Below are 16,958 nucleotides of genomic sequence, written 5' to 3' on the forward strand. Positions count from 1 at the left end.
AAATTTTTTTGCAGAATCCTCCTACTTGGAATAAAATCTTTATATTTGAGCTATGCTCGTAAAAATTTGGACAGACAGTTTTATTATCACTGGCGAAATCGACACCCTTCGTGACGAACGCCTGACGGACTATATTCGCGAAAACAAGGATTTTATCGCGGTGACCCAGGTACGTGTTAGTGACCGTAGCGAAAAGGATTTGTTCCGCACACACTTCCTCAATGTGAGCACTAGCCACATCGAGATCATTCTCCCGGCTGAATAAAGTCCGCTCGAGTAGAACGTTATAAAAAAGCCGCCCGTTTCCGTGGCGGCTAAAATTGTTGGTGTTCGCCGATGCTTTAGAAATCCATTGCGATTTTCTTGATTAGGAACTTTCTTGTTTCGTCATCAACTTTCTTAGGATCGTATTCCTTGCCGAGAAGACCTGCGTAAATGCTGAAGGGGCTTGCGGTGCCGCCTTGATCGTTGCACTTTGCCTTCACGAGGATGGTCTTGCCCTGAATCTGTAGATCCAGAATATGTTCGTTCAGGTTGATTTCCTGGCCGCGGTGGTTGAGTACTACGGGAAGGTTCTTGACGCTGAACTGCTCGCGAATGTTCTGTGCCTGAGCGTCATCCATGTCGTCGGCGGTATAGCTGTAGACCATGGCCTTGGGGAAGTGTTTGGAAAGCTTGTCGGTCAAAGGCTCGATGTTCACGATTTCCATGCCGCGGGGGAAGGGGGCGGAAAGTTTCTTCATGGTTTCCGGCAGGCCTTCCTTGGAAATATCCAGAGGCTTCAGAAGTTCCACGCTGATGATTTCGCAGTAGGTTTCAAGACCCAGGGGCAATGCGCCCATGTTCACGATGCGGGGCTTGGGGCTGAAGCCTTCGCTGAACTTGATGGGAATGCCTGCGCAGAGGAAGGTACGTTCGAAGAAGCTCAGCATGTTGTGATGGGGCAGGAAACGGCTGAGGCCAGTTTTCTTGAAGGTGATCTTGTAGCTGAAACAGTCCTTCTGCTTCGGACGACGTTCTGCCACCAACTTCTTGATTTCTTCGGGAGTGCGGCTAGGTGCCTTGTGGCGCACCGGGTCGTTTGCCAAATGGATTTCTGCACCGAAGCCCGGAATGCCGCACTTCTGGCAATCGCCCCACTTGCAGTTGGGAACGGGTGCGGAGTCTTCCTTGAAGGCCTTTTCCCATTCACGACGGAGGTACTGCTTGGTAGTGCCTGCGTGAATGAAGTCCCAGGGGAACACTTCATCCTTTTCGCGGGTGCGGTACACCCAGCTGGTGTCGTAGCCACATTCTTCCCAGACCTGAAGCCACTTGTCGTAATCGAATCGGTAGGCGTCGCTTTCGAAGGTAAGACCTTTCTTGTAGGCTTCGTAAATCACGGGAGCCAGGCGACGATCGCCGCGGCTGTAAACCGCTTCCAAATGGCTCATTTCCCAGCCGGCCCAGTTCACCTTCACGTTGGGGTGCTTGAAGAATCTTTCGCGGACAAAGCGGATGTGCTTGAGGGCGGTTTCCTTGTCCATGAAGGGTGCCCACTGGAGGCCAGTAAAGGACTTGGGAATGAGGATGCCCATGGAAACGGCGATCTGGCAACCACGCAGGTACTTGCGGCCAATCTTCACCAGGTTTTCGATGAGTCCGCAGAAGGCTTCCATGTCTTCCAGGTTTTCAGTGGGGAAGCCGATCATGGTGTACAGCTTGATCTTGTTGAAACCGCTACTGAAAGCGTGTTCTGCAGCGTTGTACATGTCCTGGTCGCTGATGGTCTTGTTGATCATCTTGCGGATTCGTTCAGAACCTGTTTCGGGAGCGAAGGTGGCGCTGCGGCCGCCCTTCAATGCGGAAATCTTCTGAGCCAGAGTTTCGCCGAAGGCGTTCACGCGGATGGAGGGGAGGCTTACGTCCACGGTGTCGAAGAACGGGTCGTCGATGATGGAGTCGGTAAGGCCTTCCACCGGCTTGTAGTCTGCGGTAGAAAGGGAAAGCAAACCGAGCTCGCGCTCGCCTGTGGCCTGGATGCCTTCCTTGGCGATTTCAAGAACGTCATCTGGATCTAATTCACGGCAGGGACGGTACCAGATACCAGCCTGGCAGAAACGGCAACCCTGGGCGCAACCGCGCATGACTTCCACGCTGAAACGGTTATGGACCAGCTGCATGTTTGCAATGAGGTTCTTGATGGGATAGTTCTTGCGGTCCATGACGGGAATGAACTGGCGGCGCACACCATTGGTCTTTTCGTAGGGACCTGCGGCAGGGGCTGCGGGAACCACGTCGCCGAATTCATTGATGACTGTCGGGGTAAGGCTTGGAATGTAGACGCCGTCAATCCTGGACAGGTTTTCTAGAATCTGCTTGCGGGGGAGTCTTGCCTTGCGGCCCTCGCCAACGCAGCGCAGGAACTTCACGATTATGTCTTCGCCGTCGCCGATCATGAAGGCGTCAAAGAAGTCCGCCACCGGTTCCGGGTTTGCCATGGCGGGGCCTCCGGCCACCACGATAGGGTCGTCTTCCTTACGGTCCTTGCTCCACACGGCAACGCGGGCCAGGTCCAGAACGTAGGGGACGTTGGTAAAGTTCAATTCAGTCTGGAGGGTCATGCCCAGGACTTCAAAATCTCGAACGGGAGTGTAGCTGGCATAGCTGTAAAGAGGAATGTCGTACTTCTCCATTTCCTTCGCCATGTCTTCCCAGGGAGCGAAGCTCACTTCGCAAAGCAGGTCCGGCTCCTTGTTGATCACATGGTACAGAATGCGGATGCCGTTGTTGCTCATGCCGATTTCGTACTTGTCGGGGAACACGAAGGCCATGCGGCAAAGCATCTGGCTGTGATCTTTGACCACGCTGTTGGCTTCACCACCCATGTATCGGGCGGGGGATTCAACGGCAGGGAGGGCGAGGGCAATCTTGTCGAGAATAGTCATAGGCCTAAATTTAGAATATCAAACGGAAAGAGCCTATGCCACGAAAGTTATAAATAAGTAAATTAGGGAGCATGACTATGATTACCTATATCGTTTGGCTCATCGCCTTTGTGGCTGGTGTGGCAGCCGCGTTCATTGCTCCTGAGGCTTCTGTTCCTCTTGCTGCAAAGTTTGTCTTTTTGGGTGCCTGGGGTGCGGTCCTGGGATTTGTCCTCTACACGATCTGCAAGAAAACGATCGAAAGTACGGAAAACGATTTTAATGAAAATCTCATGCATCTGAAGGAAAATAAAATGGAATTTTCTTCGGGTATTTCCAGGGATGAGGATCTTAATCGTCAGGAAGAGGAAGATTTGATTCCTGAACCGAAATTGGAATTACCGAAGGGCGCTGTTTCTGCAAAGGAGGCCCTGGAACAGATGGAAACGGCTGCGTTCTCCGTTGGAATTCCTCTGGAGCCATGGAAGGCTTTTTCACGATCAATCCTTAAGAATCGTCCTTTCAAGGAAGTGATTAAACCTCTCCAGGAATTGCTACCCCAGTTGTTCCCCAAGGCTTCGGGCGTCCTCTACATGTATAAGGGTGCTCAGACGGATCTCCACAAGCTTCTTTCTTTTGGGGATCAGGTCATTAGTGATGATGTTATCCACCCGGGTGAATGCGCCAGTTTTGATGCTGGGGATATTGTCGTTACGGATTATTCCAAGACTAACCTGACAGGGGGCTGCACCCATCTGCATCATCATCCCAAAGGCATTGCATTCTGTGCGCCTATTGAAGGCCTGGAAGAACATTTCGGTATTCTTACCATGCAGACGGATGTGTTGCCGGATCAGGAAAGCGTGGAAGATTGGCATGCCAAACTTAGCGCCTTGACGACAGCATTTGGCCTTTATGTGGCTAACCAGAACTTGAATGTCCGATTTGAACAGCATAGCATTCGAGACAATTTGACGGGCTTGTTCAACCGCCGCTATATGGAAGAATCCTTACAGCGCGAAGTTACAGCTGCAATTCGTCATAAGACTCCCATTGGTCTTATTATGATCTATCCGGATATGATCAACGAAATCCAGAAAAATCGTGGTCATCACGCTGTGGAACAGTTGCTTTGGGAACTGGGTCAGCGTCTGCCGGGTTATATCCGTTCCGAAGACATTCCTTGTCGTTATGAAGGAGAAGTCTTCTGCGTTATTCTGCCGGGTGCAGATTTGCAGATTACTCGTCAGCGTGCAGAAAAGATTCGTAATGAAATTTCCCAGCTGCAGATTGCCTATGGGGATGGAATTCTTTCCTCGACCCTCAGTGTGGGTGTTTCCGTGATGCCGGCTCACGCAAATGATGCCGCTTCCCTCCTGTATGCCGCGCAGGCCTCCATGCAGTACGCCGTGCAGGCCGGTTCTAATCGCGTAATCTTGGCTGACGTTCTTGCCCAGCGCTAAGCGGGTGGAGGTAGGAAAATTATGAATCAGAATAAAATCGAGGGCTTTGCCACCCGTTATGTGAATTTTGTTGAGAAAAACAAGTGGAAAAGTCTGCTTGTGATTATTGCAATTCTGGTCCTTAGCCTTATTCCGACAGCCACCAAGCTTAAGATTCATACGGACTTGGCTACCTTGCTGCCTAAGGATACTCCAAGCGTTATTGCTCTGGAAGAATCCTACGAACGTTTCGGCAGCACCGACCGTTTTATGATTGCCATCCAGGCGAAGGATCCTTATCTGGTAGCTCGCCTTCAGGATAGTGTCCAGGCCTATATTGACGCTAACTGGCAGGATGACATTATTACCAAGCCTCAGGTGAAGAATGACAATAGCTTCTTTACCCGTAATGCCCTGATTTACCTTCCTGTCGCCCATCTGGAAAGAATCCGCGATAACCTGGAAGATATCCAACTGGAAATCGGACGTAAGAATGGTCCCCTGGTTGTGGACCTTCTGGACGATTCCTCCAGCGAATCTGCAACTGCAGACTTCGCCAGTGAAAAGCCTGCAAAGAAGGAGCGCGTCTGGTTTGATGCCAACCTGCCTCAGGCTCTTGGCCTTCCCGATGAAGCTGCGGATGCCTTTGATTCCTTCTTCAAGAAGAAGGATGAATCTGAAAAGGCTGCAAAGGACGACGGACCCAAGCGTAATGTTCCTAAGGATTTGAAGACTCGCCTAATTGGCGAGGACAAGCACGATTCCACCCTGTTTAATGGTGTGGTCCAGTGTAAGCTGAATCGTCCATCCACTGATGTGGACTACGTCAAGCATATTCTTCTGCGTTCCGATACCTTACTTGCCAAGTTCCGTTCCGTGGATTATGGCCAGCCGGTCCTTATGACTGTGGAAGGCTCTTACGAAGGCTTGAACGAAGTGAACGATATCATGAGCGATAGTACCATTTCCATGGTCATTGCCGTGGTACTCATCTTCCTCATTGTGGCCGTATTCTTCCGTAGTGCAATCAAGGCTCCTCTGATCATGCTTGCCCAGGTGCTTCTGGCTTGCTCTTTGGCAATGTGCTTTACCACTTTCTACTATGGCGCCCTGAATCCTTTTACGGTTCTTGTAGCAAGCATTATCCTTGGCATGGGCGTGGATTATTCCATTCATTTTATGGGTACCTGCCAACGCTGGTACACGGAATGTGGTGACTTGAAGGTTGCCATGGAAAAGACGGTGTCCCACCTGATGCAGCCGATGGCGCTAGCCGCCATTACTACCATCGCTGGACTTCTCTCACTGCTGATTGCGAAATTCGTTGGCTTCTATGAATTTGGCGTGATCTCCGCTGTGGGTATTTTCTTCAGCTTCGTGTCCGCCATGTTCGCTATGCCGGTATTCATCTTTGTTGCGGGAGGTCTTCCGCCCCGTCCCCGCAATTCCTTCTTCCCCAAGGCATGGGATGATAACCGTATCAAGGCTTTCTTCAAACGAGGCGTGATTGCTGCCTTTGTGTTTACTGTAGTCATCGCATTCTTCCTGCCGAATCTGGAATTCGAATACAATTTCAAAAATCTCCGTCGTCCGCCTAAGGAAAATGTGGAGACCGTAAAGAAGTCCATTAGCACGGGTAATGCCTTGGCTTCTAACCGCAAGAGTTCTACTCCTGCGGCGGTGATGTCTACTCGCCCGGAACTTCTGGATTCCTTGTACGACACTTTGATGGTGCGTATGCATCAGGAACATGATTCCACTCTTCGTAGTTTCCTGACGTTGAAGACGTTCCTGCCTTCCGAAGCGGACCAGGAAGCTCGTATGGAAGTCATTGACGAAATTAGGGATTTGGCTGAGGCCCGAATTTTTGACCGTGCAACGGGTGAGGATAGCGCAAACATTGCTAAGCTTCGCCAGCTGGCAGAGGAGGTTCATTCCTTTACCGTTGACTCCCTGCCGGAATGGGCTTCTGATTTGCTTCGCGAGAAGGATGGGTCTGTGGGCCGTATCGGCTTTATCTATGGCCGCTATAACAGTTCTGACGCCCGTGAAGCAGCTGCCTGGCAGGACCGCTTCGGTCACTGGGAATTCGGTGGCGAAAAACTGAAGGTCTTCAGTAGCCAGTTTATCCTTGCTGATGTGGTCCGTGCGGTAAAGTTCGATTCCGTGCGCATGGCGTTTGTGGTGCTCATCGTGATTATCCTGATTCTTGCCTTCTCCTTGAGAAAATTGAACCTGGTTTTGGTTTCTGCAGGGTCCCTGATCATGGGCTTGTTCTGGAGTGCTGGACTTCTAGGCTTACTGAACGTCCTTTTGGGAGTCGGTCACATTGGCATTTACAATGTGGTGGTGGTACCGGCTGTCCTTGGTCTTGCCATCGACTCCACAATTCACCTTCTGGTGGGGTGGACTCAGAATAAGGATATGACTGTTCGTTCCCTGGTGGATAATATTGGTCGCCTGGTCATGGCAAGTTCCGTGACTACCGCTGCCGGTTTTGCTGGAGCACTGGGTGTGGAACATAGGGGCTTGAGGACTATTGGTGAACTGGCGGTAACCTCCATTATCGCCTTCCTGGCGGCTTCTTTGGTGTTTACCATCTTCTTCTGTATCACATTCCTGAAGCGGGATTCGAGAAGCTAGAATTCCGAAATCCCAGCTTGAAAATAGAAGGAAAAGAGGCGAAAGCCACTTTTTTTTGCGTTTTTACGTGATTTTAACCTTATGAAAATACGAATGTTAAGATTTCCTTACCTTTGTAAACATTTCTTTATTATTTTTGATGTTGGGTGGTGTACGAGTGAATCTGGGAGGTTCATATGTTTTTTGATAGATTACGTTCGTATTTTTTAGTCCTGGTTACGACAATATCCGCGGTTTTCGCTGCGGATGTAGGTCCCATGTATTTTGAAGATGTCGCAGATTCACTGCAGCAGAAATATTGGGAAAATTTGATGACGTTTAAATTCTGGGGTACGACAGGCTTCTACATGATGCGTGGAACTGCTCCGGATACGAGTGGTGCTATTGGTACCGCTAGCGGTGACGTCATTTTTGATGCTGATAACATTATTGTGGGTGGTAAGACCCTTGTCGGTAAGGACCTGAAATTCAAATCTGGTTCCGGTACGCTGCTTAAGGGACCTGTGCGTACGTTAGGCGATTTCTCTTCTGGAACAAATGGCAACCTTTCTTATCAAGGAACATTCTGCATTGAGGGAGAAGCGGATTATGGTGCTGCTTTAGGTATTGCGCAGGCAGGGGGTACTCTCCTGACTGGTGAAAATGCAAAAACAGGAAAGTGCTCCTGTGATGCTGTGTCTGCGGTGTTCAATTCCCTGAAGGTCCCTAAAATCGTGGATTCTACTGAATTGTATGATGATGGGGGCTCCATTGACGTATCTGGAGAAATCCGGTATATTGACGTTCCTAGAATCGAGGAAGGGGAAGGAAAACTATGGGATTTGTATTTCAAGAAGATTGACATTCATAACGGAGGCGAATTACGAGTCCGCTTGCCCCCCAATGGTGGTGGTCGTCTGGTTCGCATTTTCCTTGATGAATCCATTAATTTCTATGCAGGCTCAAAATTACGTGTTCAGTACGTGAACGAAGATGCTGAATTTGTAGGGGGGGCTTGGACCAAGGTTACGACAGATGCCCTTTCCCATAAGGATTATGCGGGCAATCTTCTGGTTTACATGAAAAACGATGTAAATTGGGATTCTTTCCAGGCTGCAGATAGTATTCAGGGGTCCCTGATTACGCAAGGCACTATGACTGTAGGCAGTAATCTGCATTTGGCAGGTCAGCTCATTGCCGAAAACCTGAATATCAATGCAGAATTTGATGGTAAGGGCTTCCGCTACGTTCCTTTTGATCCGGCAATTCTTGACCCGAAATTGTTCGCTACCGTTGATTTTGAAGAATCAGGGAAACTTGTGGAGGTGCCTGTCCGCCTTGATACTAATACACTTGCAGATGTCTACTTCAACTACTGCTTTGATCTGACAGATGAAGAACCTGTCAACGGAAAGACTTCTGACCAACGTGCGGATCTTACGGACTTTGATTCTATCCCTTATCTCTGCGGTGTGGATACTGGTCGTGTAACCATTTTGGCTGGCAGCAAGTACCCGACCGAAGATTCCAAGATTTATATCAATGTTGCACTGGATCCCTATAAGGAAGCTTATGGCTCAGACATTAAGGAACAGTTTACCCTTAAGGTCTTTGATATGGTGGGTGCAGTCCTTAGGGACAATGCTCGAGAAGGATCCTTTACGCTGAACGTTGTCGATAAGAACATTTATCCGGTAACTAGGGATACTACTTTTGCTGTGCTGGAAGATGATACACTTCGCTTTGTATCTGATATGTTCCCCTATTATTCCCTGATTGACGCGAAAATGACAGGCGTTCGTATTGAACAATTGCCCAATTCCAAGTTTGGCTCCCTAATTTACAAGGGAGAACTCGTTAAGAAAGACCAGATTGTCCCTGTAGATTCCCTTGTGGATTTGATTTTTGTTCCGGTTGCGAATTTCTACGATGCTGATATTGATGCTTCCCAGACAACTGTGAAATTCGCAGTAGTGGATGCCAACGATGCAATCAGTTCCGAAGACAAAAATACGGCGGGTGAACCGATTGGAAATAAGGAATTTGTCATTACGGTAAATCCCGTAAATGATGCTCCTGTTACGGGTCCTGCTACATTCACTATTGGCGGTCACGCAATTCCTGGTGGCACCAACTTGAAGGGCTCTATCTCCGTTAAGGATGTGGATGATACTGTATTCACTTACGCATTTGACAAGAATCATGAAAACTATGCCCTTGTGGATTCTCTCTTTACGATTGATCCGAATACAGGCGTAATCAGTGTAAAGGAAGGAATTACCCTTAAGAGGCTTACCAATGATTCTCTGTTTACCATTGGCGTGGTCGTAAGTGATAAAAGTGCTTCTACCGGTAAGGAGGAAGACATCCTCTCCGCAGTTTCAGACGTGACCATCAAGGTGGACTATGGATACAATCCGCCTGCTGTGGACATTGTGGAAGGAAAGAATCCTGAAAACAAGTGGCCTGATCCTATCATTATTAGAACCCATATTCCTGAAATGGAATTGAGTTGCACTCATAATGGTGGTAAGGATGTGGAAGTCTGTATGGATACAGTTCTCGTAGAAGGCTGCCGTTATTATTCCGTAAGTTATTGGGATGACGATCACGATGGTATCGCCTATGACTCTGTACAGGTTTGCTTGAGCACTGCAACGCCTTTTGTGTCTGTGGATGCGGATCGAAAGGAAATTGTCGCCGACAATATCTATACCATCGTGGAAGAGGTGGATGCGGATGATCCTAGATTCTATGTGAATACCATTACGAATAACATCCATATCGTCGTGAAGGATTCCGTTGGCGGGGTAAATAAGGATTATACCATTGCCCTGGACTTGGATACTGCAGGTGTTTCCAAGAGTACCCTGGACAAAATGAGTACTGTAATCAAGGCCAATATAGGCCTGGACGAAACAAAGCCTGCGACGATTGTTTCCGTGAATGGTGATACCACTCTTCATTCCTACAAGGTGGCTTATCAGGGAAACGACTCCGTAACGGTTTCCTATAAGACCGGCAAGGATGGTGACGTCGTGAAGGTCCCTGTAGTTAATAGCGAAGGAAAGGTGGACTCCGTTGAAGTCTTTATGGTTACCTATGTTACTACCATGAATGGCAGGGAAGTGTCTGTCTCCTATACGGCAGATGCTGCTACCGGAGCGATCCTGATGGTAGATTCAGATGGAAACCTGATGACCGAAGACGCGGCTTCCAAGAAAGGTGTAAATGCGGTACCCTACACGGTTTCTTACGACTACGTGGATTCTAATGGCAATACCGTGAATATTTCCTACGGAGTCGACGAAGATGGAAACCTGGTGACAAGCGAAGCCGGTGATATTGGCTATTGCGTGTCCTATACCTACATCAATGAATACGGTAATTCCGCTACAAAGTCTGTCACTGTAGTGCTGGACCGTATAGGTCCCAAGGTTGAAATTACTTCTCCCGAAAAGGGCGCCCGAATTCGTGCGAACTTTGTTGCCGTGACTTGGGAGGTGAATGGTGTTGAACAGGATACCCTCACTCAGCAGAGCCTAGAAAAGGGCGTGAATAAGATTAAGCGCATCTATAAGGACAAGGCTGGTAATGTTGCCAAGGATTCTGTCCTTGTGTTCATGAAGGACGCAAAGGACGTGGCTGTTTCTGAAGAACAGCCTGTGACCTTGATTACCAAGGACAAGGTTGATGAATACTACGCCTCCAATCCTCCTGAGAAGGGGCAGAACTACGCTGTTAGTATTCGTAACCCCAAGACAGGAAAGGAAGTTGAAACCCTGAAGGGAGGCGCCTTTGGTAGAAAGTCCGGTAGCGGAGAGGCTCCCTATCCTGGTCTTGAAGAAGAAAACCATCTAGGTCCCACTCTTGTTATGGAAATTAAGCTTCCTGTGGTGAATTCCATTGGTGGCCTCGCAACTTTAGATGACTTGGTGGATTCACAGGGCAACGTTTCTATTGATGGTCTGGATGCTGCTAATAGCAAAAAGATGTCTAAAGAAGAATACGTGAAGACTTATTGTGAAGACGGCTTTGATTTCGACGATCCGTCCAAGGCCAATCTTTATGATATTAAGTCCAATGTGAAAATCTGGATTTATACCACCTTGAGTAATTTTGTGGGATACTATAACTTCTCCCAGGAACTGAACGATCCCTCCTACACGAATGATGTGGGTATGCTTCAGATGTTCTTTGAACAGAAGCCCGATAAGGATGGTAATGTTCGAGATAAGAGTGGACGTTTGCTGGGTACGGGGGCTTACCTCTACAAGGTGGAAGTAGGCATGAAGTCAAAGCTTAGATGTACCCTGCCTCCCGTTAATGACGAAAATGGTAAGAAGAAAGGCGATGTTATCCGAACCAGCGACAATATGCTGAGACCCTTCGGTTACATGCGTCCCGAATCCAAATAAATAATCCATAGGGCGGGTTAAATCCGCGCCCTTTGCGTAACGAAATCATTTCAGGTAGGCTGTAGGGGGAGGGAGTCCATAGGGCGGGGGAATTCCCCGCCCTTTGCGTAACGAAATCATTTCAGGTAGGCTGTAGGGGGAGGGAGTCCATAGGGCGGGTTAAATTCCCGCCCTTTGCGTAACGAAATCATTTCAGGTAGGCTGTAGGGGGAGGGAGTCCATAGGGCGGGTTAAATTCCCGCCCTTTGCGTAACGAAATCATTTCAGGTAGGCTGTAGGGGGAGGGAGTCCATAGGGCGGGTTAAATTCCCGCCCTTTGCGTAACGAAATCATTTCAGGTAGGCTGTAGGGGGAGGGAGTCCATAGGGCGGGTTAAATCCGTGCCCTTTGCGTAACGAAATCATTTCAGGTAGGCTGTAGGGGGTGGGAGTCCAGAGGGCGGGGGAATTCCCCGCCCTTTGCGTAACAAAAGAACACCTCAGCGAGTGCCGAGGTGTTCTTTTTGGGGGTTAGGAGGAGAACAAAGAGTTCTTGAACACAAAGATACCTTAATTCACCTTTTAAGGGAATACCCTCCCTATTCCAAAGTGAAACAAGTGTTGAGGAATTCTCAATGGGGACATCAACACCCCCTATAAGCGCTTGTTAGCTAACGTGTTGAACATCAAACCTTTACAAAGCCATGTGGTGTTGTCTTGTTTTTCATTTTTTACTAAATTTCACTGTATGAAGAAGTTTATTGCTCCTGCTGTACTGTTTGTCCTGGCTCTCGCGCTGGTGATTTACCTGTGTGGCGGCCTGTTTGGTAATCAGTCCTCCTTTGATTCCCGTTCTTATTTGGACGTTCGTTCCAAGATCGACTCTCTGGAAATTGCTCTTTGGGACGCCCAGCACAATCCGGAAGCGCAGGTTGCGATCCGTGCCGAACTGGATGCTTCCTGGGATACTCTTGCAAGCCTTCGTCGCGCTTCTGAAAAGAAAACTGTTGATGCTGACGCTCCTGTACAGGATTCCGGTGTTGATGTTCTGCCTGCCGAATCCATCAAATGGGTGGTTGGCGGCGTTGTGGCTATTATTCTGTGCATCGTGTTGCTGGTGTTTATCCTCAAGCGTCGTAAGGAATACCTGACCCGCCAGATGGAGACCATCAAGACTGAAGTTCCTGCGGTGAATTCTCGTGAGGATGAAGCTACCTTGGTTCCTCCCACACCTCGTCCTAAGAAAACTTCCATCATTGCCGATGCAGAAGCTTACGCCGCAAGAAAACGTGAAACCTTGGCCCAGCAGGCTCAACCTGCTTCCCAGGCCGCCGCTCCTCAGACGATTTCTCAGGCAAAGCCTGTAGAACCGCCTAAGGCTGAACAGGAAGAAATTCAGAAGGTTGCTTTTGAAGATGAAAACGGCCTTCCCGAAAACAAGATATTGACTGGTTTCCCCAGCAGCAAGCCCACTCTTCGCCCCACCGCAAGACAGCGAATTACTTCTGCCATGCAGAATCTTTCCGATGTGTTGCGTGCTCCTCGCGGTCTTTCTCGCGACGTGACCATGAAGCTCCGTGCGCAGAGCCGTAACGCCACAGGTGATCCCAAGCTTGCTGGCAGTAACCCGCTGGAAACATCCCGCTTTGATCGTGAAGATACGGAAAAGGTCCGCATCCTCCAGTTGTCCCGTCGCGGTTTCCCTGCCTCTGCCATTGCCTCTACCTTAAAGATTCCTCAGGATAAGGTGGAAGCAATTATCAAGGAAAATCAGATCTAGCATGCGCTATCGTTTCCGTTGTGAGTACTTGGGGAGTGCCTTCTACGGCTGGCAAGCTCAGAACGAAGGTGGCAAGACCAAGTTCGTGACGGTTCAGTCTACGCTGGAAACAGCTTTTACTACAGCTCTTCGTGCTCCTATCCGTATATGGGGCTCCGGACGCACGGATACGGGGGTTCATGCTCGGGGGCAGTGCTGCCACTTTGATTATGATGGTGCACTGGACCTGGAGAAGACGGTTCGTTCCATCAATGGTTTGACTCAGCGCTTGGTTCGCATCCGTGATTTGCAACCTTGCGATCCGGAATTCAATTCCAGATTTGATGCTACTTGCCGTTACTACCAGTATACCATGTTCACCCGTCCTGTAGCTCTTATGAGGGACTTTGGCTGGGAGTGCGGTTCCCTGAATATTGATCTGGATGCGATGGAAAGGGAAGCTCAGTCTTTCCTGGGACATCACGATTTTATCGATTTCTGTATTCCCAGAAACGATGGGAAGCCTACGGATTGCATCCTGACGGAGTTCCGCCTGGAACGTCTGAATGACTGGAGCATCATGTTCCATATTAAGGGAAACCGTTTCCTGCACCGTCAAGTTCGCGCCATGGTGGGTACCCTTTTTGATGTGGGGCGAGGTAAACTTCCGCCAGGAACGGTAAACCAGATTTTTGAGAAAAAATTTAAGGGAGAGCGCACATGGGCTCCCCCTCAAGGTCTTGTTCTTCAGAACGTGGAATACAAAGACTATTAAGCCTTCATTGCCTTGGTCATGTCGCGGATGGCGGTGTCGATACCGACCAGAGCGGCCTTGCTTACGATGCTGTGGCCAATGACCAGTTCCTCGATACCTTCGATTGCAGCGATAGGACCGACGTTCCTGTAGTTCAGGCTGCGTCCAGCCTTGACGCGAAGACCGTACTTGCGGGCAAGAACTGCCATGTCCTGAATAGCTGAAATTTCACGGTCAACTTCTTCTGCGCTGCCGAGGCTGCAGGAAGTTGCGTAACGTCCGGTATTCAGTTCCACGAAATCGATACCCAGCTTCTTGGCTGCCTTCACCTGTTCGGTTTCGGGATCAATGAATGCACCGACGGAAATGTCGTTGCTCTTCAAGGTCATGATTGCCTTTGCGAGTTCGTTCACCTTTGCTGCGATATTCAGTCCGTCATCGGTATGGACTTCCGGAACGATGGTGACGGAATCCGGCTGATTGCTAATAGCTGTCTGGACCATTTCGGGGAATAGGCTCATTTCCAGATTCAACTTGGTGGTAACAGTTGCTCGAAGCTGTGCCACATCGCGGTCCTGGATATGGAGCTTGTCTTCGCGGAGGTGGGCGGTGATGCTATCGCAACCAGCGAGTTCTGCAATGAGTGCTGCAGCAACGGGATCCGGTTCGCGGAACTTACGTGCTTCGCGGATAGTTGCAATATGGTCCACATTAAAGCTAAGCTTGACTGTCATACAAACTCCTTATCAGTACGTCATAAAAGTAGATAAATTTACCAGCGTTGTTCCCTGCTTTTCCACCTTTTTGGAAAGCTCGGTCACATAGCCGATCGTTTCCATGGTCAGGGGGAGAATCATAGCGGCTAGTCCACTCTTGATGGCTTCGCGATTTTTCTGCTTCACGTAATCCTGCAGGGAGCTGTTGTCTGGATTGTAGGGATTGGAAATCTTGCAGCGGGTCTCAAAATCCTTGCAGGCGTCCATCACTTTGGATTGCTTGTTGGACGAAATATCCAGGAACCAGAGTTTGTTCTTTTCTACAGGTTTGATAATGGCTTGCAGCAACTGCTTGTGTTCTACAGCTTGTTCGCCGAATCTTGTCGCGATTCCCTTTGCATACGGAATAGTCTTTACCGCGTCATTGATCACCGTTTCAATTTGATCTTCCGTGTGGTGAATTCTTAGGGGTCTGTACTTGTTGTGGGATTTGTTCAGTCGGGTGGATTCCATGGTGAGCCATAGAATGACTTCCTTTTCCTTTACTTTGTCCAAATTTTCATAGACGTTTTCTTTCAAGCCGAAAGGAGGGACCAGCAAATCAAATGGAATGTCCAACTGGTTCAAGGCGGAGATGATTTCGGGGGTAAGATCCGTCACCTGGAAGCCTATGGAAAGTACGGATGCGTTAGATCTAAAAATATTTTCGGAGACCTGAAGTTCCAGTTTAAGTGTATCACCATCGGGTTTGAGCAAATCTACTTCGGCAGACTGGAATGCAGAACTTTTATAAAGCTGTTTCATGTTGAGTACGGTGCCACCGTGACTCTGAATAAAACGCTGTGCTTGCAGCAGATATACAATAATGGTCTGGCCTCTTCCCAAAGTCCATATATTACGAGCTTTCTTCTTATTGTATCGGGCTTCAATAATCTGCAACTGTTCTTTGAAACTGTCTTCAAAGGAAACCGTCGTGTCAACAGGTGCTTGTGTTACGGAATCCGTAGTGGCTTCTTCCGAATTTGCAACTTCATGATTCTCTGCGTCGGGATTTCCCAGCAGGGACAGTCCAAAGCAAATTCCGCCCATGACTGTAAGAACAATGATAATGGCAATAATGTGTTTTGATTTTCTCATCTTGCTTGCAAATATAACTACATTGAGCCCATGCCTATTTTGTTTGCCTTAGTCGGTGCTACGGGAATTGGAAAATCTAACCTTTCCTTAAAACTTGCAGAACATTTCAATGCTGAAATTATCGGAGTAGATTCTCGACAAATCTATCGGGGTTTCTCGATTGGTACTGCACAACCCGATAAGGCAAGCCTTTCCAGAGTCAAGCATCACTTGGTGGATTTTCTTGATCCTCGTGAATCTTATTCTGCAGGAGCATTCTGTAGAGATGTAAAGAAAATTCTAGAAGAAAATCCTGGGAAGAATTTCATTCTTGTCGGTGGAACTGGTCTTTACATACAAAGTCTTATGCTGGGCCTGCCGCAAATTCCTGACATTTTGAAAGAGATTCGAGAACGTTTAGAACAAACGATTACTGACGGTGGTCTTGATACGTTGTACAAAAAAGCTTGCGTTGTGGATCCTGAAGCGATGGAAAAGGTGGAGCCTAATCATGCGAGCAGAATCGTTCGAATCCTGGAAGTGTACGAGGGGACTGGGCGTAAGCTATCCGAATATCAGAAAGAACGTGTTGGAGGAATAGGGAAGATACCTGTATTCTGGTTGCAGCGCGATCGTGCAGAACTTTATAAAAGGATTGACCAGCGTGTTGACCAGATGATAAAGGATGGTTGGGTTGAAGAGGCTTTAGAACAGGCGAAAACGGTGCCTTTGGATGCCCCTGCTTGGCTTAGTTTGGGGTATAGAGAGCTGTTGCAAGCTAAAAATGGGTCGGAAATCGCTTCTATAGTGGAAGAAGTGAAGAAAAAGACCCGAAATTATGCCAAAAGACAGCTTACATGGTTCCGTTGGCAGGTAAAAAATGTCCCCATTGAACTTGATTTTGAAAATCAGCCGGGATTTTTTGAAAACGTCCTGAAAAAAGTTGTGAATAGTTTGTGAACTGTTCGTGGGCGACTTGAAGAAGACTAGTTTTCTTTTCGTTTTTTGGAAAAAAATGCGAAAAAATGAAAAAAAGTTCAAAAAATGCCCTTGCAAAGTTTTCTCAAAATTCTATAATTGGCGTCGTTCCTGAGAGGGACGGCTGAAAAAGCCGAAACGAAAAAGGAACTAACGAGAATCCGAGAGACTCTTGAGCAGTTTGAAGGAATCGGAGATGTGCTTAGTGACGGACCTTAGAAGAAATTCAAGGAAGTCAATTTTATGAACGTGATTACGGGACCAAGACT

The 16,958-nt window shown here is 48.4% G+C and carries 10 protein-coding genes; 7 read left to right on the top strand and 3 right to left on the bottom strand.

What is annotated here, in order from left to right; all coding sequences use genetic code 11:
* Positions 1 to 52: 52 nt before the first annotated feature.
* Positions 53 to 265 carry a hypothetical protein gene (locus BGX12_RS12280; RefSeq protein ID WP_073319741.1) on the top strand — a complete coding sequence of 71 codons (213 nt, stop codon included), beginning with the start codon at positions 53 to 55 and terminating at the stop codon, positions 263 to 265.
* Positions 266 to 341: 76 nt separating this feature from the next.
* On the opposite strand, the gene BGX12_RS12285 is transcribed toward BGX12_RS12280, so the two are convergent.
* On the bottom strand, positions 342 to 2,927 hold the full coding sequence (locus tag BGX12_RS12285) for a TIGR03960 family B12-binding radical SAM protein (RefSeq protein WP_109736351.1): 2,586 nt from the start codon (positions 2,925 to 2,927) through the stop codon (positions 342 to 344).
* Between the two features lie 71 nt (positions 2,928 to 2,998).
* Between BGX12_RS12285 and BGX12_RS12290 the strand changes: the two genes are divergently transcribed.
* The 5 genes from BGX12_RS12290 to truA all read left to right on the top strand — a co-directional run bounded on the left by BGX12_RS12290 (position 2,999) and on the right by truA (position 13,900).
* The gene (locus tag BGX12_RS12290) at positions 2,999 to 4,369 is read left to right on the top strand and encodes a GGDEF domain-containing protein (protein WP_109736352.1); all 1,371 of its coding nucleotides are present in this window, start codon (positions 2,999 to 3,001) and stop codon (positions 4,367 to 4,369) included.
* A 21-nt stretch (positions 4,370 to 4,390) separates the two neighbouring features.
* A complete protein-coding gene (locus BGX12_RS12295) occupies positions 4,391 to 6,991 on the top strand; it encodes an MMPL family transporter (RefSeq protein WP_109736353.1) in 2,601 nt (866 codons plus the stop codon).
* A 257-nt stretch (positions 6,992 to 7,248) separates the two neighbouring features.
* Positions 7,249 to 11,388, top strand: coding sequence for a cadherin repeat domain-containing protein (locus BGX12_RS12300; RefSeq protein ID WP_109736354.1), 4,140 nt, complete (start codon positions 7,249 to 7,251; stop codon positions 11,386 to 11,388).
* 726 nt (positions 11,389 to 12,114) lie between these two features.
* The gene (locus BGX12_RS12305; RefSeq protein ID WP_109736355.1) at positions 12,115 to 13,146 is read left to right on the top strand and encodes a hypothetical protein; all 1,032 of its coding nucleotides are present in this window, start codon (positions 12,115 to 12,117) and stop codon (positions 13,144 to 13,146) included.
* A gap of 1 nt (position 13,147) precedes the next feature.
* Positions 13,148 to 13,900, top strand: a complete 753-nt coding sequence (gene truA, locus BGX12_RS12310; RefSeq protein WP_109736356.1) for a tRNA pseudouridine(38-40) synthase TruA — start codon at positions 13,148 to 13,150, stop codon at positions 13,898 to 13,900.
* Here the strand turns inward: truA and BGX12_RS12315 are convergent.
* Together BGX12_RS12315 and BGX12_RS12320 are read right to left on the bottom strand one after the other, a co-directional pair.
* On the bottom strand, positions 13,897 to 14,613 hold the full coding sequence (locus BGX12_RS12315; RefSeq protein ID WP_109736357.1) for a pyridoxine 5'-phosphate synthase: 717 nt from the start codon (positions 14,611 to 14,613) through the stop codon (positions 13,897 to 13,899). The two genes, truA and BGX12_RS12315, sit on opposite strands and share 4 nt — an antisense overlap.
* A 12-nt stretch (positions 14,614 to 14,625) precedes the next feature.
* Positions 14,626 to 15,732, bottom strand: coding sequence for a divergent polysaccharide deacetylase family protein (locus BGX12_RS12320; protein WP_109736358.1), 1,107 nt, complete (start codon positions 15,730 to 15,732; stop codon positions 14,626 to 14,628).
* A gap of 30 nt (positions 15,733 to 15,762) precedes the next feature.
* Here BGX12_RS12320 and miaA point away from each other — a divergent pair, with 30 nt between their 5' ends.
* Entirely contained in the window at positions 15,763 to 16,671 is a 909-nt protein-coding gene (gene miaA / locus BGX12_RS12325; protein WP_109736359.1) for a tRNA (adenosine(37)-N6)-dimethylallyltransferase MiaA, read from the top strand.
* Positions 16,672 to 16,958: the final 287 nt, after the last annotated feature.

The organism is Fibrobacter sp. UWR4, assembly GCF_003149045.1.
GTDB lineage: Bacteria > Fibrobacterota > Fibrobacteria > Fibrobacterales > Fibrobacteraceae > Fibrobacter.